Here is a 24,081-nt window from a genome sequence, read left to right as displayed (position 1 = left end):
AAAATATTACAGTTGAAATAGGTAGAATTATTGTGGGAAAAAATTAATAAATTTGACAAGGTGTTGCAAGTGTTACAAAAAAGGGATATGGGATCAAGCAATTATTGTAATTTAACTGCACATACAAGTTTCCTATTTCATCATTTATAATTCATAATTAAATATGAAACCAGTATTTCAAAGGCGCATTTTTTGGAACGTGAATTTTGACACTTTGGACTATGATGACAAGGCAAGTTTTGTGATATAACGGGTGTTTGAACGTGGCGACGTGGATGACATCAGGAATTGCAGGCGTTATTATGGGGATGAGCGGGTGAGGCAAGCCCTTACCAATGCCAAATGGATGCCCAAAGAAAGCGTTTACCTTGCCTGTGCCATATTAGACTACGAATTAACCGATTACAGATGCTCCAGAAGCTACCTGTTGAACCCTCAACAATGGGGTTATTAAAACAATTAATGGCTTGTATATCTTATCAAGTAAATACTTTTAAAGCGTTTCATCGTCTGTCTCTAATGCTTTAAAAGTCGAAAGTAAGATATACCATTTTAATTTTTTAGAAAAAAATTAAAATGGATACCCAATTATATGTGCCTACATGCTTATTTAAAAATTCCATCCTGCCAAAAAGAAGTTGAATGGGATACCCGCAAAAAAGCCATCCCATATTTTAAAAGGGATGGCTTTTTATGTATATCAAGCATTTACAATTATACTAGTATCGGTGTTGCTTTTACTTCAAAAGGCATAGTTAAAGCGGCTATGATGTTTTCAAAATTGCACAGTTGTTCCTTCATTTCTTCTATGTATAGGGCTGTTTCATTTTTAAAAGAATCAGTCAATTGTTTGTAGTATGCTATGCCCTTCAATAGGTTTTGTTGGAAGGTTTTTAGCTGCCTGCTTTTGGTGATGGTAAGCGTGCCTATGCTCGTGTCAATTTCTTTTTTCAGGTAATCTACATACATGCTTAATTCATTGATAAATAAGTTAGGCCTTTTTACACTGTTTAAAATATTAACCCTGCCATAGATATGCCCCACCATTTGCTTTAAGGTGAAAATACCTGAAAAATAAGCAAGGTTTGGACCCGGACAAATGGCCACTGCCGTAGAGCCATTGCTAAAAAATGAGGTGATATTGTTTTTTAATAATACAGCCACGCTTAGCCCCTCGCACAAGCAATCTTTTTCAGTTACGGTGGATATTGCTTTTTCCAGCTCATCGCTAGGCAATCCGACCTCGTGTAGTTGTTTTATTTTCAAGTGTTGGTATTTGCGTGAAGCACTGCAAATGGGCACATCAGAAAATTCTGTGTTTGATACCAGTATTTTCTTTACGCAAGGGCTGCCTGGCCTTCCTTCGCTTATCCGCTGTGCTTTCTGTGCTTCGGAGGTTGCTTTCCTAAAACTATTGAATGGCACGCCCAGTGGCGAGATATTGCTTAAATAATAATCGTCAGGCTCTGCTGTGGCAAGGCTTTGCAAGGTGTTGGGGTCAACACTAGTTGCCTCCGGCACCAATAGAAAAGGGCTGCCCCATCCCGTACTGTTTGTTTGGTAATAGTTTAATAAGAAATTGGCCTCGCTGGCTGTGCCAATACCACCTTGCACCGTGATTCTAGTTTCCCTTGGGCTTTTAAAAATAGGTACCCCTTTTGCGGCAAGTGCCTGATTGCATAGGGTCGTTAGCTCTGTTTCGAGGCTTTTTTTGTTTTGTTTAAATTCTTCAAGTATTGGCCCAAGCAGCAGGCCGTCCGTTGCAAAAGCATGGCCGCCGCAGTTTAGCCCGCTTTCTATCCTGAATTCTGAAACCCAAACGCCTTTTTTAGCCAATATTTTGCCTTGCGTAAGTGCGGAACGATAATCGCTCACTTTTAAAATAATCCCTTTCTTCAATTTACCAGCTTCGTCGGGCAAAAAATCAGGGAAATGGTCAATATAATTGTACAATCTAGGATTATAGCCCGCAGACAAAACGACAGACGAATGCAAGGTACTGTTTGCAAACCCTCTTAAACCAGCCAAAGCATCGGAATATTCTGTGGGCAGCAACTCGCCATTTTTGGCATAATTATTTTTGTCCAGCTTTGCCATAATGTTCACATCTGCCGCCCCTGTAACTATTTTATTTCTTAATGCTGCCTGCAATACAAGTTTTTCCTCCTTATTTTCTGTTTCCAGCATTGCATTATACATTGCTTTTACAGGGCTTTCGGCGGGCAACAATTCAAAATAAGTAGTAATGTCGCTGTATGCTTCAAAAGGCAAGGCCTTTAAAGTAGCTATTTGCTTTTGTATCAATACATCTACCAAGTTTAGGTAAGCTGTTATGCGTTTGGCTCGGCTGTCGTATTCAGTTGTAGGTATTAATTCATAGGGTATGCCCGCCTCTCTACTATACAATTCACGCACTTGCTCAATCAAGCCATCTTCTACTATAGAGATAACAGATGAAATACCAAATTTTGCAACTTTTAAAGGGGTATCAATAGTGTAGCTAAGCCCCATCACAGGGATGTGGAACTTGTGTAATGAAGGAGTTATCATGCAAAATTTTTGAAGATGAACAATGGACATTCATTTTGAATGTGCCAATAGATGAACCAATATTTGCAAAGTTAGTATTGGTATATTCTAAAAAAATGATGCGTGTCAGTTTTTATAAAACGGATGAATTTCTCTATTTTAAATAGCTACGGTGTAATAACCACAGGCTTCAAATATTTTCCCAATACCTTCATTTGGGGCCTGTCTGTGTTGTTTGCAGGTTCTATTGATAAAGCGTAATCGCCCCACCAAGGGCCAGCAGCCCAATAGTTGGCACCCAGCCCGTTTTTTTGTAAATATGCCACAAATTTGTCCATTGCTTCCAGCCATTTATCGCTGGGAGGCACACCAAACTCACCTATAATCCCTTGCTTGTTATGCTTTTTCAGCCATTTTATAAAGGGTTTTACGCGGTCTATGCCTATATCTGTTTTAAAATCGGTTTGGTAATTGTTGTCGTATTGGCCAGAGTGGTTAAAGTCGAAATAGCAATGTGCATCATATATAATCTTGTCTGCTGGGTCTTTTAGTTTTCGTAATTTGTTGTTTTCACTAGGCCAGTCAAAAGCAAAACTGCCATTTTCCCCGTCAATGATAATGCTTGTGCTCATGTCAGCTTCCCTGATGCCGTCTATGGCAGCTTGGGCTGCTTTGCGCCACTTGCGGCCAAAAATATTCCTTGGTTCGTTCATGATGTCGTAGCCATATATATTGGTGCAGCCAGAAAATGCAGTGGCCATTTTTTTCCAAAAATCCTTATACAAATCTCTGGATAACTTACGGCTACCTAATGTTAGTTCTTTTGAATTGTTGTTATAAACAGCAAAATTTTGCAGGGTAAGTATTACTTTGATATGGTTGTTATTACACGATGCCAAAAATTCTTTCATCCGTGCTACCTCGGCAGAATCCAGGTCGCCCCCTAATGTACGTTGTACCCTTTCCCACTTGAAGGGCAGGGTAAACTGTGTAAAGCCTTTTGCTACGAAATAATCAATTTCTTGTTTGTTGGGATATATATAGTCTGTATAGAGGTTGCCAGGCAGTTTCTTCTCGCCGAACTCTGCGCCACATAAAACAACGCCAATATTTGAAGGTTTATCTTGGCCTGAAACAATACTGATGCATAGTATAGCTACGAATAGTAAAAGGGTATGCTTGTTGAACATTTTCATAGGGTTTAAAAATAGGGAAGTATTGAAATATAAACAAGCATTTTTTTGCTAGACTTTTGTCACGTTTGTAAAACAAGAACGTGTAACAGTTTGTTTTTTGGATAAATGAATGGCCTTTTTATTGCTTCCAAAAAATATTTTGTTGTAAAACTAATTTTATTAGTAATTTGCATCTAATTAAATTAGATGTTATGAGTTTTGCTGGAAAAAATTTGCGTTACCTAAGGAAACTAAGAGGATGGACTCAGGAAGAATTTGCGAACAAACTGAAAATAAAACGCTCCCTTTTAGGTGCTTATGAAGAAGAAAGAGCCGAGCCTAAGCTGGAAGTATTGGAAGCAGTAAGTATTTTTTTTAAACTTAGCTTGGATGAATTGCTACTGCAGGATTTAAGTGCTTCTAAAACAGAAAACTATATAGAACAACGTAGGAAAATGAAAATGGGTGCAGAAGTAGCTGTGATACAGTTTGTGCCGGTAAAAGCAGCTGCAGGTTATTTGGCTGGCTATGCCGACCCGGACTTTGTAGATGAACTAAACACTTTTACACTGCCTATGCTTGCCCCAGGCCAATACAGGGCATTTGAAATTGTGGGCGATAGCATGTTGCCTACCCCAAGCGGCAGCGTGATAGTAGGGGAGAAGGTGGAAAAGATGGACGATGTGAAAAATAGCAATAGCTATGTAGTGCTATCGAAAAATGAGGGCATTGTGTATAAGCGGATAATGAAAAATAATCGCTTGAAAAACAAACTTACTTTAGTTAGCGACAATCCTATTTACGAGCCATACAATGTGAACGAAGAGGATGTGCTGGAAATATGGAAAGCCGTTTTCATTTTGCAAAAAGCAAATATGGTGCAGCGTTGGGATGTAAACCAACTAGCGGGCATGGTAAGCAACCTGCAGGAAGAAGTAGTAAGCCTAAAACGAAAAATGGCATAATTGGCATTAGCTAGCAGTTACTTGCAGTAGTTGCTTTATTTTTTTTGCTTTATGTGTTAGCTCGTTATATTCGTTGCTCATGATGGTTACATGCCCCATTTTGCGGCCAGACTTTGTTTGTGTTTTCCCATAAAGATGCACCCAGGCATTGCCCATTTGCAGTACTTCGGGCAGGCCATTGTAAATGGCCTCGCCTGTATGACCGTCTGCGCCAACTATATTTACAATGGCCGATGGCTGTATGGCAGCCGTGTTGCCAAGAGGCAGTTGTAACAAAATACGCCAAAGCATATCGTATTGGCTGCAATAATTTGCTTCTATAGTGTGGTGGCCGCTGTTATGTGGGCGAGGGGCTACTTCGTTTACCAATACCTCATTGTTTTTGTCTATAAATAATTCTACTGCAAATATGCCTGGACTTTTTAATTCTTTTACAATCCGCCTTGCTATGGCTTCTATTTTCCACGTCAGTTCTTTTGGCAACAATGCAGGCGAAATTTGATAGTCTAAAAGATTTAGTCGGTGGTCGAATATCATTTCTGCTGCGGGATAAATAGCCGTTTCGCCTTTGTCGTTCATGGCAATGATGATGGCAATTTCCTTGTGTATTGCCACTAGTTTTTCTAGTACAGAGGGTTGGTCAAAACCTTTTTCCAAGTCTTTAAAATCATTCAATATTTGTACACCTTTGCCATCATATCCTCCCTCGGCTAGTTTATGAACAGCAGGCAGAAAATAAAGATGGTTGTTTAGCAAATCACTATTGCTTTGCGTAACGCTAAAATCGGCTGTCGGTATTTCGTTTTGTTTGTAAAATTGTTTTTGGTATATTTTATTTTTAATAATACGCAATGCAGCAGGTGATGGGTAAACCCTCACGCCTTCTGCTTCCAGGATTTCCAAGGCATCCACATTTACCGATTCAATTTCAATGGTAATCGCATCCAAATTTTTGCCAAAATGATACACAGTGTCAAAATCTTGAATGTTTCCTTTTATAAAGTGATTGCACAAGTGTGCGGAGGGGCAGTTTTCATCGTTTTCTAAAACATAAGTCTCGGCAATATAATTAACCCCAGCTTGCAAAAGCATCCTTCCCAGTTGCCCGCCTCCTAATATCCCTATCTTCATGTTGTAGCAGTTTCGGGCGAAGATAATTTGTGGTAGCCAATTAATTTCTATAAATTACATAAACAACCTTGCAAGGATTATACTAACAATAGGGCTTTCTATACTTTCTTATGAGTTATTAGAAAAAAGGCTTATTAAATACGGCAAATCAAAACTAATGACCTATTGATTTCGAGGGTAGGGCATTGCCTTAAAATAATCTGTTTAGGAAATTGCGGCAACAGTGGTTAATTTTGAACAAATTTATAGACTGGACTTATGAAATTTGTATTGTTTTTAATCGTTTGTAGCCTTGCCATATCTGCTCATGGGCAATATTATTTTACCGACATAGTTGCCCAGCAGCAAAGCGCCCAGCAATATAAATTGTTAGTATCAAAAAAAATAAAAGAGGTGAAAGCCGTTGGTTACGACCCCAATGAAGAAATAACTCCTGGCTTCAGCATAGAACAAACCATTAAGGGGGATGGCAAAAAAATAGTAACCAAAACGGCAATACAAGGTAGCTCCACAACCGTTTTGGTAAATGAATATGCCAATGGCAAATTAATGAATTCTATAAGCAGCAATGTTAAAGACCAAACAACCGTGGAAACCACCACTGTTTATACTTACAACCGCAATGGTAGTATTGCCTCGATTGCTACCAATTCATCCGACACGGCTGTTACTGCAACAAATAATAGTGAAATCCATATTTGGCAGTACAACGAGCATAATATTCCCAGCCAAATGCTAAGGATAAAAAGCGGCCACGACACGATGCGTATTGTTTTTACCTACGATGAAAAAGGGTATTTAGCAGAAGAAAAATGGCAGAAAAATGGGCAAATAACAGAAAATTACTATTACTACTACAACGATGCTGGCTTGCTTACCGATGTGGTAAGGTACAACAGTATGGCAAGGAAACTATTGCCAGATTTTATATATGAATATGATGCCGATGGAAAAGTAGTTAAAATGATTCAGTCAATAAAAGGTGGAACCGATCATTTGACTTGGAGGTACGATTACAACGAAAATGGGCTAAGGCAAACAGAAAACTGCTATAGCAAACAAAATCAATTTGTAGGAAAAGTAGTGTACCAGTATCAATAAACTTCCTCCTAATACCTTAGGTTTTCAGGCAAAGAGGCCACTTTCATCCAAAAGCTTTCTATAGCATTTGCTACACTTGCAAAATCGTCCACATTGTGCGGTTTTACAATATAGCTGTTTGCATACTCTTGGTAAGACTTCATAATATCTGTCTGGGACGACGATGTGGTAAGCATCAGTACTGGTATATGTTTTGTTCTTGGATTCTTTTTAATGAATTCCAATAGTTCGTGCCCATCCATCAAGGGCATATTAATATCCAAAAGAATTAAATCAGGCGTGAATTTGTCTTGGTAATCCCCTTTTTTTTCCAAAAATTGTATAGCTTCATACCCGTTTCTTACTACTTCTATATGATGAGCCAAGTGCAATTCTTCCATTGCGTCCTGCATTAATAAAATATCTGCTTCGCTATCTTCTACATGCAAAATATGTATGGAATTCATTGGCATAAATTAAAAATTGGACTTAAAATTAATGTTATTTTTTTGAAATAGTAAATAAAAATGTTGCGCCCCCACCCATTGTTGGCTCAATCCATATTTCGCCATGATGGTTCTGAACAATTTTTTTGCAGATAGCCAGCCCAATTCCTGTGCCAGCGTATTCTTCCTTGCTATGAAGTCTTTGGAAAACCGCAAATACCTTGTCATAAAACTGAGGTAGTATCCCTATGCCGTTGTCAGCAACTGAAAATTGCCAGCTAGCCCCATTATCCTGTGCTTTTATTTTTACAATTGGTTGGGTGCCAGGCACTTGGTACTTCAAGGCATTGCTAATTAGGTTTGAAAATAGCTGCTGCATAGCTGTTTTGTCGGCAATTATGGTAGGCATATTGTCCAATTCAATTAATGGCAACGGGGTTTGTATCCCAGATAAATGCACCTGGGCAATTTCCTTTAGTATCCTGTTCAAATCTACTGGTGTATGCTCTGCTTCGGCTTTGTTCAACCTAGAATAATCCAGTATATCTGTAATAATAGTACGCATCCTTACGGCGCCATCCACAATAATGCTTAGGTATTTTCTCCCGTTGTCGTCCAGTACGTCGCTGTATTTTTTTTGTAGGAGGCTAATAAAGCCTGTAATCATCCGCAAGGGTTCCTGCAAGTCGTGCGAGGCTACGTAAGCAAATTGTTCCAATTCTTGGTTTATGTTGCCTAGTTCTTTGTTCCTTGCCTCTATTTCTCCTGCTAGTTGCTTTAATTCCTTTTCCTTTTCTTTTAGTTCGGTAATGTTCTGAATCACTGCCCATACAAGCTCGTTGCCAGTACTGTCTATTATTTTCACGCCATTCTTCAATGCCGTGTAGTGGGTGCCATCTTTTTTTATGTATTCCATTTCTATTGGCCCGTAATGCTCTTTGTCTTTCAGGCCAGCCAGCAATCTTACTTCTTCTTGACCATTGACAGTGATGGACAGGTAACTTTTTGAAAGTAGTTCGTTCCTGCTAAAGCCTATGTCTTTTAAAAATGCATCGTTAAAGTCCACATAGTTGCCGCTCTCCAAGTCTTTCAGTACAAAACCCACGGGCGAAAGGGCAAAGAGTGTCCGGAATTTTAGCTCGCTTTCTTTAAGCTGTTTTTCAATGTTTTTTATGCGGCTTATATCTACAGCTACGCCTAAAAAGCCGATTATTTCGCCTGTATCGCTTATTTTGGGGGTAACTACCAGTTGCACAGTAAATGTACTGCCGTTTTTCCTCCGGTATGTCCATTCCCTCGATTCGAACCTGCCTTGCCTGCTGTATTCCACAAAAACATCGAAGCCCTTGATTTCCCTGCCAAACCTAGTAGATAGTTGCTGGCTCCTGGCTTCTACCTCTTCCTTTAAATGTATGATTTCCGGCGTTTGCTTGCCCACCATTTCTGCTGCTGTGTAGCCAAGCAAATTTTCTGCACCTCTATTAAAATGGTTGATATTGCCCACAAGGTCTGTGCTTATAATAGATACCTCGGTAGTGGCATTCAGCACGGCATTCAAATCAGACACCAACCGCATTACCTGCTCCTCAGACTTTTTCTTGCTAGTGATGTCAATAATTTGGGATATAAAGTGAACAGGCTTGTTGGCTGCATCCCTCAATAAGGAAACGGTTAACAACACCCAAACAACAGAGCCATCCTTGTGCAGGTATCTCTTTTCCAATGTGTAATTGTTGCTTCGCCCTTCAAGCAAGGCGTTTACATTGCCAAGATCGTCTTCTAAATCATCTTGGTGGGTAATGTCCTGGAAAGTAAGGCTTAACAGTTCTTTTTTAGTATAGCCCACAATATTGCAAACACTAGGGTTTACGTCTATCCATTGCCCAGTAAGTGAAACAATAGCAATGCCAATGGCGGAATTTTCAAATGTACCCCTGAATTGCTCCTCGCTTTGCAAAAGTTGTAGTTCAATGTACTTCTGGGGGCTAATGTCTTCCGATAAGTAGGCGTATCTTTTTTTGCCAGCTTCGTTAATACCTATGTAAGCAGCCATCCCCTTAAAATAATAGGCCTTGCCATCTTTTATGCGTTCATATTCAAGTTTCAAGGGTTTGCCCAGCCGTTCTGCTTCTTTGAAATAACCAATCCACAAGTCAAGGGTTTCCTGTGGGCTACCCAGTTCGCTGCCATACCGGTTACTTATTTCAGCCTCAGCTTTGCCCATGTAGGCTGCCCCCCATTTGTTCATTTTAATGTGCAGTATGTCGTTGCCCTCAATTTCCACCAGCCCTACCAGCATGGGCGTGTTGCCATATAAGTTTGTGAGCAAAGCCTCGTTTTCTATAAAAAGGTATTCCCGCTTTTTAATGGTGCTTATGTCCTGTAAGGTTCCATAAAGCCTTACGCATTTTCCTTTAGCAAATTCGGCTACGCCCTTCATCTCTACCCAGCGCCCTTTGCCTTTAAACGTTGCTATCTGCAATTGCAAATCAAATGCTATCCCCTTTTCTCGCGCATTTTTAAAGGCTTCCTCAATGGTGTCCCTGCTTTCGCCTTCCTTATAAAAGCCCAGCATTTCTGCAATGCCCAGTTGATAAAAAGCTGGCAGTTCATATACTTCGCTTGTAATGGTTGACAAGAATATTTTTTCTTGACGCATATCTATTTCCCAATGTCCAATACGGGTAAGGTTATTAATGGCTTCTAGGAATTTTTTTGCATTCAGCAGCTCTACACCATTCTTTTTCCTAGTTTTAATGTTTATGCCTATCCACCACCAGGCAAGTATAAATAAAATGCCGATGCACCCTAGCAAGGCATATAATGTGTAGTAAAATTGATGAAGGCTTTTTGCATTAGCTTCTTCCCGCAATATCAATAACTTGTTTTCTTCTTGCTGTATCCCATTAATGTGCGTGGCAATTTCGTCCATGCACCGCTTGCCGTTTTTTACTTGCGTAGCAATGGCTGCTTCTGCTAGGTTTGTATTGTGTAGTTTTTTATATTCAGAAATTTCGCCTAATAGCCTTAGCCTGCAAGTAGTAGAGTTTGCAATGGAATCTATACGCCGCTGCTGTTGTTGGTTGTCTTTGGTTAATGATTTCAGTATCGAGATATTGGCATATATACTGTCGTAGTTTTTTTTGTCCAATTTATAAAAAGAAGTATCGCCAGTAAGTATAAACCCCCTGCTTGCCGATTCTATGTCCCTAATGGCAGAAAGTGTTTTTTCTGACCGGTACAGCACCTCTTCCGTGTGTTTTACCCAAAAATTCGTTGCTTGGGTTGCATTGCTGTTTTTATAGGTATAAACGCCAGCTAATACAGTTGCGGCAAGCAAGCATATAAATATTAGGAATATTTTTTTTTCAAAAGAAAGGTTCATTCAAAATTATCGTTTACATGTACAAATTTAAACAGTGGGCTTTTGGTGTTGTATGCTGTTTCAAACTTATTTTTGTTTCTATTTTTATTTATGTGTTTACTTAGCAAGATTAATGATAAAAAGCTTATTTCCAATCGTAAAATTATGCAGCAGCTATTTATTGATAAAAATTGTAGAAAATATTGCCCATAAAAAATCCCCTTGACCTAAATGTCAAGGGGATTTTTTATTATTGGAATTTATATTTTACTGCTGCTGTTGCTGCAAAGCTGCATCTGCCGCTGCTTTCTTCTTTTTCTTAGCATCTATTATGGCACCTGTGCCTGCACCTGCCGCTGCGCCAATTAAGCCGCCCACAATAGCGCCTTCGCCTTTCCGCCCATCTATCATTGCACCTGTAATGGCACCAACACCTGCACCAACAAGACCGCCCGTAACGGCACCACTAAGTCCTTTCTTTTTTGCAGGGGCTACTGTTGTTTGGGTAGCTTGCGTGGTAGTAGTAGTGGTTGTGGTGTTACCATTTCCTGTAGGAGATGCTTCTGTAGTGCGTTCTGTCCTGCGTTCGTGTACCCGTTCAGTTCTAATGCTTGCTTTTTGGGTAGCTGCCACATTCAGAGAGTCTATCACTTGTTGTTTTTGCACAGCCAGCCCACTCATCGAATCAACTGCCTTTTGCCTGTCCGACACAGCAGCCATCGAATCAACTGCCATTTGCCTAGCCTGCATTACTTCAGTATCCCTGTTCGATTTGCAAGCTACAAATAAACTACCTGCCATCAATATTGCCATTACTTTTTTCATAATTCGTTTTTTTTTTGTAAATATTTTTTTATCTATAAACTATCATGCAATACCGTGCCAAAAGTTTTGTGTTGGCGCATTAGACGGCTTTAATTGGATACTTGCTCCTAGCATGGGTTGAACAATGGTAGCTATTAATGCAAACCGTGGAGGTCTGGGTGCAGTAATAACTGGCCTTGATATAATTTACTTCAACCAATACAGTTGTATAGCTTATTTTTGCACGCATTGTTGCCGGGGCATGGCCTAGGTTCTTTTTCTCACCAGCTTTTAGCTGCTATTCCATAGCGTTTGAAAAGTGCAAAACAGGTATTATAGAATATGGCAGATATTTTTGAAAGGTTAATTAAGAATTACGGCCCCATAGGGCAGCATAGGGAAAGGGCACATGGCTATTTTGCATTCCCCAAGCTGGAAGGCGCAATTGGCAACCGGATGAAATTCCGTGGGAAAGAAATGATTGTATGGAGCCTGAACAATTACTTAGGCCTTGCAAACCACCCCGAAATAAGGAAGATAGATGCCGACACGGCTGCCGAGTACGGCCTTGCCACCCCAATGGGTGCCAGGATGATGAGCGGCAATAGCAACTTCCATGAGCAGCTAGAGGCAGAGTTGGCGGCTTTTGAGCAAAAAGAAGATGCCATATTAATGAATTATGGCTACCAAGGCATCATGAGTGCTATTGATGCTGTATGTGGCAGGCACGATGTGATAGTATATGATGCAGAAAGCCATGCCTGTATTATAGATGGCTTGCGCCTGCACCCTGGGCATAGGTATGTATATAAGCACAATGATATAGAAGACCTAGAAAAACAACTGGAACGCTCTGCGCAACTAATTGATAAACAAAATGCGGGTGGCATTTTGGTAATAACAGAAGGTGTTTTTGGCATGGCTGGCGACCAAGGCAAACTGACTGAAATTGTGGCCTTGAAAGAAAAATTTGAATTTAGGTTATTGGTAGATGATGCACATGGCTTTGGTACCTTGGGCAAAACAGGGGCAGGGGCAGGGGAGGAACAAGGTTGCCAGGATGGTATAGACCTCTATTTCAGCACTTTTGCAAAGTCTATGGCTAGTATTGGCGCTTTTCTTGCTGGGCCAAAAGTAATTGTAGATTATATCCGCTATAATATCCGCTCCCAAATATTTGCCAAGAGCCTGCCTATGCCGTTTGTAATAGGCAACCTGAAAAGGCTGGAGCTTTTGCGTACCAAGCCTGAGTTGAAAGACAAACTATGGGCCAATGCCCTGAAACTGCAAGCTGGCTTAAAAGAACGTGGCTTCGACATTGGTAATACCAACAGCGTAGTAACACCCATCTATATGAAAGGCGGCGTGGAAGAAGCCACCGCCATGGTGATGGACTTGCGAGAGCATTACCATATTTTTTGTTCAATAGTGGTGTATCCAGTTATCCCTAAGGGGCATATTATTTACCGTTTAATTCCTACTGCTGCACACACAGATGCAGATATAGAGGAAACCTTGAAAGCCTTTAGCGAAACAAAAGCAAAACTGGAAGCAGGGGCATATAAGGTACAAATGATACCAGACATGGCAGATGCAAAATAGTTGATTGGTTATATTTTTTGGAAAAGCTACTCTGTTTGGGTAGCTTTTTTTATTTGCAAATGCGTTCCGTACTACTGATGACTGTGTGCATAAAATCATTCAGTAAGATTTGGCAACTTTGGGGTAATGGACAAAATTGATGCTCAAATTCCCTGTAATTAAGGCTAGCATTGTGTTTTAAGCAATCAAAGTATTTCCAATAGAATATTGATTACAAAAAAACATCTAAAATGCAGTACTGGCAAGTATTGTATGAGTTTTTTAAGGCATTGGAACTCAGAAAATAGCATCAATTTTGTCCATTACTCCGCAACTTTTGGAAAGTTGCCAAATCAAAGTACTCACAGCTTACGACTTACTACTGATGACTTATAAACTTGGGCGATTCCTGCTTGGCAAACTGCAGCTTGCTGCTCAATTTGGGCATTAGCCTTTTCATTTCTATTTTATCTCTGCCTGTAGCATCGATAAATGTCCAGTTAATGCCATTGTCTTCCGATAAGCCTATTAATGTAGATGTCGTAATTACCCTGCCAACCTGCATTTTCATTTCTGTAGTTTGCGGCATGGTGCATTGGAATTCAAAACCCACTTTTAGTATAGACAACACATCCCCAAAATTGATAGACTGTATGGCAATACCCTGTTTCACCATTTGAGAATCGGCAGTCTGTATAATTTTCAACGCTTTGGCCTTTGTCATGATATTCAGCCTTCCTTTTGGGAAGCCGTCAATGTTTATATACTTCAGCAAGGTTGTGTAATCCCTTTTCATGGCAGCTTCGGCCATTATCCTTGCCTGTGTTTTTACGTTGGTAATTTGTTGCGTATAGCCTTGCGCCTGCACAATGCTAACTAAAAATAAGAAAGCGGTAACTAGGAACGATGATTTTTTCATGCTGCTTTTATAAGTTATTTAAGTGCTGAAGTACTCAGTGTTACATTTTTTAAAAATGAAAATCACTAAAGTAACAGTAATTTATGCTATTTAATACAGAACTAAGCACCTAATTTGCAAGATTCATGCCCAATATGATAAATGAATTAATATGCAACCCTTTTTCTATTCTACAAAATTTTCAGCCAGCTGGATAAATTCTAAAGACTATAAATGAAAAAAAAAAATACTATCATTTTCCACCCACCCTCCTTACATCAACAGATACAGAAAGTGTATGGGGGCCACTGCTTAGTATTACGCCTTTTAAAGGGGTAATATCAAAATAATCCCTGCCCCAGCCGATGGTGATATGCTGCTCCGAGGGTATTACATTGTTCGTTGGGTCAAAATCGAGCCAACCAATATTGGGGATAAAAACAGAAAACCATGCGTGGGAAGCATCAACGCCTACTAATTTTTCCACGCCGGGCGGGGGTAGGGTTTCAATATAGCCACTCACGTACCTGGCTGGCAGGCCCACGGAACGGATACAAGCAATGCCAACATGTGCAAAATCTTGGCACACGCCTTTGCGTTTCGCCATCACTTCCGAAATAGGCGTGGCTACGGTGGTAAAACCTGGCTTAAATTCAAAATCTTTATATATACGCTCCATCAAGTTGTAAACGGCTTCATAAATAGGCCGCCCTGGCGTAAATGACTGCAATGTGTAGCTTGTGATGTACGCTTCAAAGCTGGTGGCTGGTGTTTCTGGTACATACTGGCGCGCTTCTATATAGTCTAAACGTGGCTGATACAGTTGCATCCTAGCTTCCTCCCATGGCTTCTTGCCATACGTTTCTATGCCTTGCAAAGTTTCCGCAGGGAGGCGTTCTATTTCTGAGGATACTGTTACCAGCAATGACTTATGCTCTTGCTGTATGGCAAAATAGACCACTTTATTGCCAAAAAAATCCTCAAATTCGTTCATTACATCCGGTACAGGGTCAATGGTAATCGTTGACTTTTTACATTCCTGCCTATTGGTACTACGGGGCGTAAGCCGCGCAATGTTGTGGCAAAGGCTTATTGGCTCGTGGTATATGTATTGTGTTTTATGTACAATCTTGTAATTCATGGTGATAAAAATCTATTACGCAATTTTATCGGCTGTAAACAATTGCCGTTGTGTTTGCGTGTGTTTAAAATATGTTTTGGAAATGGCGTTGGGTATGCATGCCAATAGTGTAAACATATCCGAAAGGAAAATATCCAGCTTTTCGTAAGTAGCCTCGTTCTTGCCCAATGCCAAAAGTGTGTTTTTGTCAGCCGCTTTTAGTTGGTCATATACATCTGTTATCAACCGTAAGTATTCTGGCATATTTCCATTATTATTTTGGGGCTTAGGCAAACTTTCCAAGTATTTCTTTATCCTGAAAACCTGGTATACAAGCGAGCGTGGGTTGTTTGCATCCAGCAGCATCAATTCTAACACATAAGGTAACTGAAGGTGTATTTTATATTTATAGCGGTAATTAACCAGCGATTCATTGCTTTTTAAAATAGCTTCCTGCAAGTTGTAGGATACTTGCTCATCGTGCTTGTTTACTAATGTGGCACGCAGCATATTTACCAGCAGGAGGCTTTGTTCTATTTTCCGTCCAGTGTCTAAAATTACCCACCCTTGCTCTCTTGAAATACTTTCCCTGTTCAGCCCGATAAAAGCAACCATGGAGGTGATTAAATCATCCAGCATGGCCATCATTTTAAAATGAGTAAGGTGCACGCTTTCGGCCTCTGCCCAATGTTCCTCCATGCTCCTCAATACCCGCCAAGTATCTGTGCTCCAGTGGTCTCTCACCGCATTTACCGATCGGCTAAACAAAGTGAAATTGTACATAAGTCCCCCACTTCTACTAATGTCAAACATCATGGACGACAGTTCTTTCCATGGGTTTTCCAGTTTTGCCTTTCCAGTATCGCCCACAAATCCAGGGTAGGTGCAGGTATAGTGCGTTAATGCCATCAGCAATGTTTGCTCTGTTTCCCGGTCGCTGTCAAATTGCAAGCGGTTGCCTTCGGTAATTACTTGCATCACGGTACGCTGGAACCGGGCATTGCCCAAAAAACGCTCTGCATACCTGCCTACCCAAAATAGGTTCTCGGCAGTATGGCTGGGCAAAATATTTTTTAAGGTAGGTATTTGTAGGGCTGCTGCTTGGCCGCCTTGCATCTCTATTGGAGATTGCATTTGCGACTGGGAAAATGCCCCTGCCTGCCCTTGCCAGCCGCCCATTGATTGAAATTGAGCACCGCCACCACCTTGGAACTGCATCCCTGTTTGTGCCTCGCCATCTGGGTTTATAATCCAAGTGTCTTTGCTAAAACCGCCAAGTTGGTTAGATATTACCATATTGCCAGCATCGCTGGCAGTACGGGTAAGCCCACCCTTCATCACGGTGTAAGTATCGTTGTTGCTTACCAAAAAACTTCTGAACAGGGCATTTCTCGGTTCTACTTTTTTGTCTGATAGGGAAGGGGTAGATGAAAAAGAAACTTTTTCCTGCCCAACAAATAAATAAGGATGTGTTTTTATTTGTTCTTTTAAGTCCTGTATCCTTTTTGCGTTCAGCGTGCTACCATCTATGGATGTGCTAGTGTCAGAATCCCTGTAAATCCTTTTAATGATTAAGGTAGGGATATTTTCCAGCACATACTTCATCTCCTTGGGCTGCCCACACCACCACGAAGCAATATTGGGCAAAATCAATGGCTTTTGAAAATAGTATTTTGCAATAGCTGGCAGGAAAGGCATTATGCCAGGGTTTTCTAAAATGCCGCTGCCAAGCGGGTTGGCAATGGTAACGTTCCTGCTTCTTACGGCCTGCAAAAGCCCAGCAACGCCTAGGTGCGAGTCTTCTTTCAACTCCAATGGGTCGCAATACACATCATCTACCCGCCTTAAAATTACATCCACTTTTTCCAATCCACCTATGGTTTTCAGCCAAACGATGCTGTCTTTCACCATCAGGTCATCGCCTTGCACAAGGGTATAACCCAAGTAAGACGATAAGTAAGAATGCTCAAAATAGGTTTCGTTGCGTGGGCCTGGCGTAAGGATAACAACCCGTGGCTGTTTCTGAGTGGGTGCCATTGCGGTTAGCGCATCGCGAAGGTCGTTGAAATAAGGGGTTAATTGTTTCACTTTTAGCCCTTCGAACAGCTCGGGCAATATCCTAGCCATTGCCATCCTATTTTCCAGCGCATAGCCGGATCCGGATGGGGCTTGTGTCCTGTCGTTCAATACCCAAACTTTTCCATCGGGGCTGCGGGCAATATCGGCAGAATATAATATAAGATGATGGTTGCCTGTTAAAGGTATGCCAGCACATTGACGCAAAAAACCAGGGTGGTTATAAACAAGCTCTATAGGCAACAGCCCATTTTTAATCAATTGCTGCGAGCCGTAAATATCTTTTAGTATCAGGTTGAACAATTCGGCACGCTGTACCAAGCCAGCTTCAATAATGGACCATTCTGGTTTACTAACCAGAAAAGGAATTAAATCAAGGTTCCATGGGCGGTTAAGACCAGAAGGGTCGCCATAAATATTATAAGTAACGCCGTTTTCTTTCAGGAAGCGGAGTATATCCTGCCTGCGTTCCTGTATTTCTGCTGGTCCCAGCTTCTCAAATGAATTAAAAAAAGTTTGCCAGTGAGGGCGTAGGTTCCCATCTTCTCCCAATAACTCATTATACGAATAACTAGTATTGAAATAGTTTTGAAAAAGCGACGCCTCTTTGGTAGCTATCATGTAAAAATTTTAATGAAAAAACTAGTGTTAACCAACACTTGCAAAAACTTTAAAAATAGGGCTTTTTTTAATAATAGCTTTCGAAACTGGGAGACGTGGATAAAAATAAGTTAACAAAAAGGAAACGACAAACAACTAAATTAAGTTGTCAAAATAACTTCCTTCAACCCAGATTTTGCAGTTTACCTCGTTATAAAAGGCTCAAATACAATAAATACAAGCATTTGAGCCGATTTTTTTGGCTGAAAACATAGTAAATTATTGTAAAGCCAAAAATTCCAGCAAGTGCTTGTGATTGAAGTAGTTGGGGCTTGCAATAGATTTCAATTGCAAAATCTGGGTTCAATGTAAGTAATATCTTGTCATGGCTAAAGGCTGATTAACACCACTTGTATCCCCAGCCTAAAGGCATAGAGTTATCTACAGCAGGCTAAATAAAGCTATTAATGGTATTAACAATAACCCCATGCCATTAGGCTGGGGTGAAATGGACACCGCAAAATGGCTTTAGCCATGATATTTGCCTTCAATAATGTGAAAGTTATTTCTACAACATTGCTAAGCATCAGTTGCTTATCGGGTGGCTTTTATGCATAACATTGCTTTATGGACAGTCCTTTGCTCAACACCCAGCATTAGGTGCGTTCTGCGTAATATACCTAACTAAGCTACGCTTGGCGATCGGCAGCAATGTTTCTTCAATAGGCAGGCTAAGTGGTGTTTCTACAGCATATACTGCTGGGTTGGGCATAAAACCCCGGTTCCGGATCAATGCTGCTTTTATGTTCTGATAGCTATTTGCCATGGTGCGTTGCCAAGTATCAATAAAATCTGTTTTGATGCTGCGGTACTTTTCATCGTGCTTTTCAAAAATACTTAGCCTGTATTGGTACACACGGGTATTTCCTTTCCCTTCGCACAAGAAAAAATACCCCTCGCTGTGATCCAGTGGCACCAGACCTATCGGCTCAATATTCAGCTTATCTTCCACAAACTCATAAATTTCTGTGCCACTGCTAATGGTGGTTTTCATTTTATGGGCAGAATAATTAATAATAGCCTGCAGCTCGCTCATCATGCTGTCATCTTCTATCATGCTTTCGTACAGCACTTGCAATTGTTGTATCTGCACACCAGTAAGCCGCTTTGGGAATTGCTCCTGCAGGTATTTTTTATTTTCCCTGAAGGCTACAAGGTTGTTGTAATGAAAAATTAAATCGGCAAGTTGAGGATACAACTTATTTTGGTTGAAGCAACCATTAATTTCCTGCAGGTAGGCTAGTAGCGTGTATTTTTTCAATTCAAAATCAATGTAGCCGTCTGCAAACCAAGTTTGTGATAATGATTTCATTTGCTGTTTTTTTTAATGAATAAAAGAACTTTTGGCACCGTGCTTGTTCACCAGCTCTAAAATAAGGAAAATAATTCACAATTGACAATGAATTATTGAAGAATTGGGAATAATGAGGGTGTATTTTAAATCTTCGCTTTTTGTTGGCCTTTTTTATTTATAAGTAGCTTTGAACTGGTTTATTTTTTGTTTTTCGGTGGTTTATTTTTTTTTGTTATTTACCTTTTTACCTATAACTCATTGATATTCAATTTTTTTTGTTTTTTTGAGCCTCATTTTTTATAATAATTTAAGTGAATTTTATGATAATTTATTGAAAATGAAATAATAGTTTTATGATAATAAACTGATAATTTATTGATAAGAAACCGATAAGATTTTGATGGTGGATTATCATTTTCCTAAGCCAACTAACATCCGATGCGGAGGCAAGGCTAAGATGCCATAGTTCCTCTTTTAATGTAAAGTTGGCATGGATAGGTATATAGCCCAAAACAAAAATCCTATATGGGGGAAATATTCCCCCATGGGTACCCAAAATTTCCCCCATGATGGGGAAAAATATAAATTACTGATTTTACGCATCTTTATTAACAATTGTAGGTTTATCAAGGGTTTTAGGAGATGATGAAAACTACATTAATACTTCTGCAACCATTGTAAACATTGACTTTGTGCATAGGTCTGCGTAAGGTGAGTTAATAGCAAAGCATTCGGTTTTTTTTAAATTGTTCAATTGGATGTATTTTCTATATAACTTTAGATTCTGAACTAGAAATGTAATATTGAAGTCATAGAACCCGAAAATCCAAATGATTGCTGAAAATATTTTCAATATTGTACATCCTCCACTGAATAACTAAAATATAAAACTGACCTTAATTAAATTTGACTGTTTGTTCTTGAAACATTTTTTCTGAAACATTTTAAAATGTTTCAGAAAAAATGTTTCAGCTTTGCTTAAAAATCAACTTACTAATCTTAAAACTATCATTTACCATGAACTGGATACAAGAACTTCGTGAGAAATATGGTCTTCAACAGGAGCAACTGGCTTTTTACCTTTCCATTGCCCGCAGCACCCTTGCTCAGGCAGAAACCGACAAACGGGAGCTGCCAACTCGGGCCATGCTAAAGCTAGCCCCATTGCTGAAAGAAGAAAAGGAAGATTTAACTGACGAAATAGCCGCATTGGTAAAGCAGCAGTCAGATGAGGAAGAGGCATTACTGCAAAAGCAAACAGACTATCAGGTACAGCAAAACCAGAGAAAGTTATACTATGCAAGGCAGCGATTGGCGGCTATGCAACAAAAACAGGAGCAGGCAACTAATGCGATGCAACTGGCATACCGTTTGTCTTTGCAGTCACCAATAAATGAGCAAGAAGCTGCCTACAGAAAAGCATTTACACATAGTTTATTGACAAATGCCCTCTTAGCATTAAAGGCAAATGGGAGAGTAGCGCAGGCAATGCTGGAATCGCAGATAAAAGTGTATGAAGTATTGAGTAGCTAATAATTTTTTCTTATTTTTGGAAAATAGCCCACTTAATTCGAAATAAAATGGAAGCAATATACCACCTGAAAATAAAAAAAGAATATGCTACGTCATTAATTGAGGATTTGATTAAGAGTGATGCAGTTGAAAGTATACAAGCAGAAAATGAAGGGCTGCCCCAATGGCAAAGGGATGCGTTGGATGATGAGCTGGCGAAAATTTCTGCTAACCCTAATTATGGTGTTAAATGGGAAAGCGTAAAAAATAATTTTAAGCAGGCATAATGTTGTACACGGTTAATATTAGTACTTTAGCATTATCCGATATTCAAGACGCACTAGACTATTATAATGAACTTTCCCCTAATCTTGGTTTTAGGTTTGCAGATGAAGTAGATGATGCAATTGTAGAAATTTCAAAATTGCCCGTTGCATACTCCTATAGGTATAAAAATGTTAGGGCTAAATTGCTGCCAAAGTTTCCGTACTTAATTTTTTTTCATTTGTGATACAACAGCCCTAACTATTAATATCCTTAGGATATTCAATACTCATCAGGATTCGTATTGGCTGAAAGAAAAATAAAAAAAATGCCGGAAGCAAACACTCCCGGCTTTATCATTAAATAACCATCTTATGCAACCACTGCCGCATCCTCATTCCTAAACACCAGCACATTATCGAACACATCTACCAATACAGGTTTTGTTTTGTCTATACTGCCGCCCAGTATTTTTTTGCTCAACTGGTTGATTATTTCTTTTTGGATGAGCCTTTTCAGCGGCCTTGCACCGAATTGTGGATCGTAGCCGTTTTCTGACAGGTAATCCAACAGGTAATCGGTGTATTGTAACTCAATACCATTTTTGGCAACCATGTTTTTCAGTTGCTGCAACTGTATGTTGATGATGCCTTTTATTTCCTTGCGCATCAGCGGTTGGAACATGATTATTTCATCTATCCTATTCAAAAACTCTGGGCGTATGGTTTGGCGTAGGAGGGAGGTTACTTCGTCTCTCAGCTTGTCTACTACCTCATCCCGGTTGGCATCTGTTACATCCTCAAAAGCATCCTGTATCAATTGGCTACCCATGTTGCTGGTCATGATGATGATGGTGTTTTTAAAATTCACCACACGTCCTTTATTGTCAGTTAGGCGGCCATCGTCTAATACTTGGAGTAAGATATTGTATACATCAGGGTGCGCTTTTTCTATTTCATCCAATAGCACTACGCTGTACGGTTTGCGCCTAACGGCTTCCGTCAATTGCCCGCCTTCGTCGTAACCCACATATCCTGGAGGCGCACCCACCAAGCGGCTAACAGAATGTTTTTCCTGGTATTCGCTCATGTCTATACGGGTCATCATGTTTTCATCGTCAAATAGGTAATCTGCCAAAGCCTTTGCTAATTCTGTTTTACCGACGCCCGTAGTACCGAGGAATATAAATGAACCAATCGGTTTTTTAGGGTCTTGCAGCCCAGCCCTGCTCCTGCGGATGGCATCTGCCACGGCAGTAATGGCTTCTTCCTGCCCAACAACCCTTTTATGTAGTTCGTCTTCCAGGTTAAGCAGTTTTTCCCTTTCGCTTTGCAGCATTTTTCGCAGTGGGATGCCTGTTACTTTAGCTACTGCCTCGGCAATGTCTTCTGCATCCACTTCCTCTTTCAGCAAGCGTTTTTCGCTCAACTTCCCTAGTTCTTCAGTCGATGCGGCAATAAATTCTTCTTGCGTCTTAATCTTGCCATAACGTATCTCGGCTACTTTGCCAAAATCGCCATCTCGTTCGGCACGTTCAGCGGCTATTTTCAGGTTGTCTATTTCCGCTTTGGCATTTTGTATTTTATCAACTATTTCACGCTCTTGTTTCCATTTGGCTTTTAAGGTATCACGCTCTACACTTAATACAGATATTTGAAGGGATAATTCTTTCAACTTATCCGTATCATTTTCCCTTTTGATGGCTTCCCTTTCAATTTCCAGTTGGCGGATGATGCGTTCTAGTTTGTCTAGCTCCTCAGGCATACTATTCATTTCCAAACGGAGCTTGGCAGCACTTTCATCAATCAAGTCAATAGCTTTATCAGGCAAGAAACGGTCAGTTATATAGCGATGCGACAATTCAACAGCCGCAATAATGGCTTCGTCTTTTATCTGCACATGGTGGTGGGCTTCGTACTTGTCTTTTATCCCACGCAAGATACTCACGGCATCTTCCACGGAAGGCTCATCTATCAATACTTTTTGGAAACGGCGCTCCAAGGCCTTGTCTTTCTCAAAGAATTTCTGGTACTCGTTCAGCGTTGTTGCACCAATTGCCCTTAACTCGCCCCTTGCCAATGCAGGTTTTAAGATGTTAGCGGCATCCATGGCGCCCTCGCCGCCACCTGCACCTACAAGCGTATGTATCTCATCAATAAACAAAATAAATTGTCCATCACTTTCGCCTACTTCTTTTACTACGGCTTTCAAGCGTTCTTCAAATTCACCTTTGTATTTGGCACCTGCTATCAACAAGCCCATATCCAGGGCAAAAATGATTTTGTTTTTCAGGTTCTCTGGCACATCCCCATTAACAATACGCATAGCCAACCCTTCAGCAATGGCTGTTTTACCTACGCCTGGTTCACCCACCAAGATGGGGTTGTTCTTACTCCTGCGCGTAAGGATATGCAATGTCCGCCTTATTTCTTCATCACGCCCAATCACAGGATCCAGCTTTCCTTGACGGGCTAAGTCGTTTAGATTCTTTGCGTATTTCTGCAAGTAATTAAACTGGTTATTGCTTGACTGGGAGTTTATTGTACTACCTTTTCGTAAATCAGTAATAGCAGCTACTAGCCCTTTTTCAGTAAGCCCTGCGTCTTTTAAAATTTTGCCTGTATCATCGTTCACTTCCAGTAATCCCAATAGTAAATGTTCTACACTTACAAATTCATCTTTAAAGCGGCTGATAGAATTGGTTGCTTTTAAGAAAACACTGTTCAAATCCCTGCCAATATTTTGGGCTGGTTCGCCTGTGCTGCTCTTTGGCAAACGTTTAATGCTCTCATCCAATTTTGTTTGGATAAGTGTGGTGTTAACAGAATTTTTCTTGATTAAATAATCAATGCTACTATCCTGGTCGTTCAGTAGCGCTTTTAGCAAATGATTGGTTTCAACATTGGGGTTTCCATTATTGAAAGCCACTTGCTGCGCAGCCTGTATGGTTTCCTGCGCTTTGATGGTGTAATTATTGAGGTTCATTTTATATTATTTAAAATTATTTCGACTAGTATTTTTTAGCCACAAATGCTCGAAGACTCAAACTTTCACGAAGAAAAGAAAAAGAAGAATAATACTTTCTTTATATCGCCAATTTCTTTAAACTCTTTTTTTATTTTCAGTGCTTTTGTGATAATGATAACTCCTATAATTGCAGCAAAAGTTTTACCATGTTTTAT

General features: G+C 40.1%; 17 protein-coding genes. 6 read left to right on the top strand and 11 right to left on the bottom strand.

All coding sequences use genetic code 11. The annotated features are described in order from the left end of the window. The first annotated feature begins 253 nt into the window (after positions 1 to 253). A complete protein-coding gene (locus tag ACHFIY_RS14220) occupies positions 254 to 454 on the top strand; it encodes a hypothetical protein (protein ID WP_410846772.1) in 201 nt (66 codons plus the stop codon). 260 nt (positions 455 to 714) lie between these two features. Here the strand turns inward: ACHFIY_RS14220 and ACHFIY_RS14215 are convergent, their stop codons facing one another. Further along, positions 715 to 2,550 carry a hypothetical protein gene (locus tag ACHFIY_RS14215; protein WP_410846771.1) on the bottom strand — a complete coding sequence of 612 codons (1,836 nt, stop codon included), beginning with the start codon at positions 2,548 to 2,550 and terminating at the stop codon, positions 715 to 717. A gap of 146 nt (positions 2,551 to 2,696) precedes the next feature. Then, positions 2,697 to 3,719, bottom strand: coding sequence for a glycoside hydrolase family 5 protein (locus ACHFIY_RS14210; RefSeq protein WP_410846770.1), 1,023 nt, complete (start codon positions 3,717 to 3,719; stop codon positions 2,697 to 2,699). A 197-nt stretch (positions 3,720 to 3,916) separates the two neighbouring features. Here ACHFIY_RS14210 and ACHFIY_RS14205 point away from each other — a divergent pair, with 197 nt between their 5' ends. After that, on the top strand, positions 3,917 to 4,669 hold the full coding sequence (locus tag ACHFIY_RS14205; protein WP_410846769.1) for an XRE family transcriptional regulator: 753 nt from the start codon (positions 3,917 to 3,919) through the stop codon (positions 4,667 to 4,669). A gap of 6 nt (positions 4,670 to 4,675) precedes the next feature. Here the strand turns inward: ACHFIY_RS14205 and ACHFIY_RS14200 are convergent, their stop codons facing one another. Then, the gene (locus ACHFIY_RS14200; protein WP_410846768.1) at positions 4,676 to 5,800 is read right to left on the bottom strand and encodes a 5-(carboxyamino)imidazole ribonucleotide synthase; all 1,125 of its coding nucleotides are present in this window, start codon (positions 5,798 to 5,800) and stop codon (positions 4,676 to 4,678) included. Between the two features lie 258 nt (positions 5,801 to 6,058). Here ACHFIY_RS14200 and ACHFIY_RS14195 point away from each other — a divergent pair, with 258 nt between their 5' ends. Then, entirely contained in the window at positions 6,059 to 6,901 is an 843-nt protein-coding gene (locus ACHFIY_RS14195) for a hypothetical protein (RefSeq protein WP_410846767.1), read from the top strand. Positions 6,902 to 6,909: 8 nt separating this feature from the next. On the opposite strand, the gene ACHFIY_RS14190 is transcribed toward ACHFIY_RS14195, so the two are convergent. The 3 genes from ACHFIY_RS14190 to ACHFIY_RS14180 form a co-directional block, all read right to left on the bottom strand. Then, positions 6,910 to 7,347, bottom strand: coding sequence for a response regulator (locus ACHFIY_RS14190; protein WP_410846766.1), 438 nt, complete (start codon positions 7,345 to 7,347; stop codon positions 6,910 to 6,912). A 34-nt stretch (positions 7,348 to 7,381) separates the two neighbouring features. Next, the gene (locus ACHFIY_RS14185) at positions 7,382 to 10,711 is read right to left on the bottom strand and encodes a PAS domain S-box protein (RefSeq protein ID WP_410846765.1); all 3,330 of its coding nucleotides are present in this window, start codon (positions 10,709 to 10,711) and stop codon (positions 7,382 to 7,384) included. A gap of 246 nt (positions 10,712 to 10,957) precedes the next feature. Next, positions 10,958 to 11,515, bottom strand: a complete 558-nt coding sequence (locus tag ACHFIY_RS14180) for a hypothetical protein (RefSeq protein WP_410846764.1) — start codon at positions 11,513 to 11,515, stop codon at positions 10,958 to 10,960. Between the two features lie 321 nt (positions 11,516 to 11,836). On the opposite strand from ACHFIY_RS14180, the gene ACHFIY_RS14175 reads away from it, so the two are divergent. Next, positions 11,837 to 13,096: an aminotransferase class I/II-fold pyridoxal phosphate-dependent enzyme gene (locus tag ACHFIY_RS14175; protein WP_410846763.1), complete on the top strand. Its 1,260-nt coding sequence runs from the start codon at positions 11,837 to 11,839 to the stop codon at positions 13,094 to 13,096. Positions 13,097 to 13,454: 358 nt separating this feature from the next. On the opposite strand, the gene ACHFIY_RS14170 is transcribed toward ACHFIY_RS14175, so the two are convergent. The 4 genes from ACHFIY_RS14170 to ACHFIY_RS14155 all read right to left on the bottom strand — a co-directional run bounded on the left by ACHFIY_RS14170 (position 13,455) and on the right by ACHFIY_RS14155 (position 19,141). Further along, entirely contained in the window at positions 13,455 to 13,994 is a 540-nt protein-coding gene (locus tag ACHFIY_RS14170) for a hypothetical protein (RefSeq protein WP_410846762.1), read from the bottom strand. A gap of 232 nt (positions 13,995 to 14,226) precedes the next feature. Then, positions 14,227 to 15,114: a transglutaminase family protein gene (locus tag ACHFIY_RS14165; RefSeq protein ID WP_410846761.1), complete on the bottom strand. Its 888-nt coding sequence runs from the start codon at positions 15,112 to 15,114 to the stop codon at positions 14,227 to 14,229. A gap of 15 nt (positions 15,115 to 15,129) precedes the next feature. Next, positions 15,130 to 17,790, bottom strand: coding sequence for a circularly permuted type 2 ATP-grasp protein (locus ACHFIY_RS14160; RefSeq protein WP_410846760.1), 2,661 nt, complete (start codon positions 17,788 to 17,790; stop codon positions 15,130 to 15,132). A gap of 622 nt (positions 17,791 to 18,412) precedes the next feature. Continuing rightward, positions 18,413 to 19,141 (bottom strand): hypothetical protein, encoded by a 729-nt coding sequence (locus ACHFIY_RS14155; protein ID WP_410846759.1) that lies wholly within the window; start codon positions 19,139 to 19,141, stop codon positions 18,413 to 18,415. Between the two features lie 999 nt (positions 19,142 to 20,140). Between ACHFIY_RS14155 and ACHFIY_RS14150 the strand changes: the two genes are divergently transcribed. Both ACHFIY_RS14150 and ACHFIY_RS14145 read left to right on the top strand, forming a co-directional pair. Beyond that, positions 20,141 to 20,656: a helix-turn-helix transcriptional regulator gene (locus tag ACHFIY_RS14150; RefSeq protein ID WP_410846758.1), complete on the top strand. Its 516-nt coding sequence runs from the start codon at positions 20,141 to 20,143 to the stop codon at positions 20,654 to 20,656. A gap of 47 nt (positions 20,657 to 20,703) precedes the next feature. Further along, on the top strand, positions 20,704 to 20,922 hold the full coding sequence (locus ACHFIY_RS14145) for an addiction module protein (RefSeq protein WP_410846757.1): 219 nt from the start codon (positions 20,704 to 20,706) through the stop codon (positions 20,920 to 20,922). Positions 20,923 to 21,271: 349 nt separating this feature from the next. Here the strand turns inward: ACHFIY_RS14145 and clpB are convergent, their stop codons facing one another. Further along, positions 21,272 to 23,884, bottom strand: coding sequence for an ATP-dependent chaperone ClpB (clpB, locus tag ACHFIY_RS14140; RefSeq protein WP_410846756.1), 2,613 nt, complete (start codon positions 23,882 to 23,884; stop codon positions 21,272 to 21,274). Between the last annotated feature and the right edge of the window lie 197 nt (positions 23,885 to 24,081).

The organism is Parasediminibacterium schistidii, assembly GCF_046546515.1.
Taxonomy (GTDB): domain Bacteria; phylum Bacteroidota; class Bacteroidia; order Chitinophagales; family Chitinophagaceae; genus Parasediminibacterium.
This window is presented reverse-complemented; position numbering and strand designations above follow the sequence as displayed.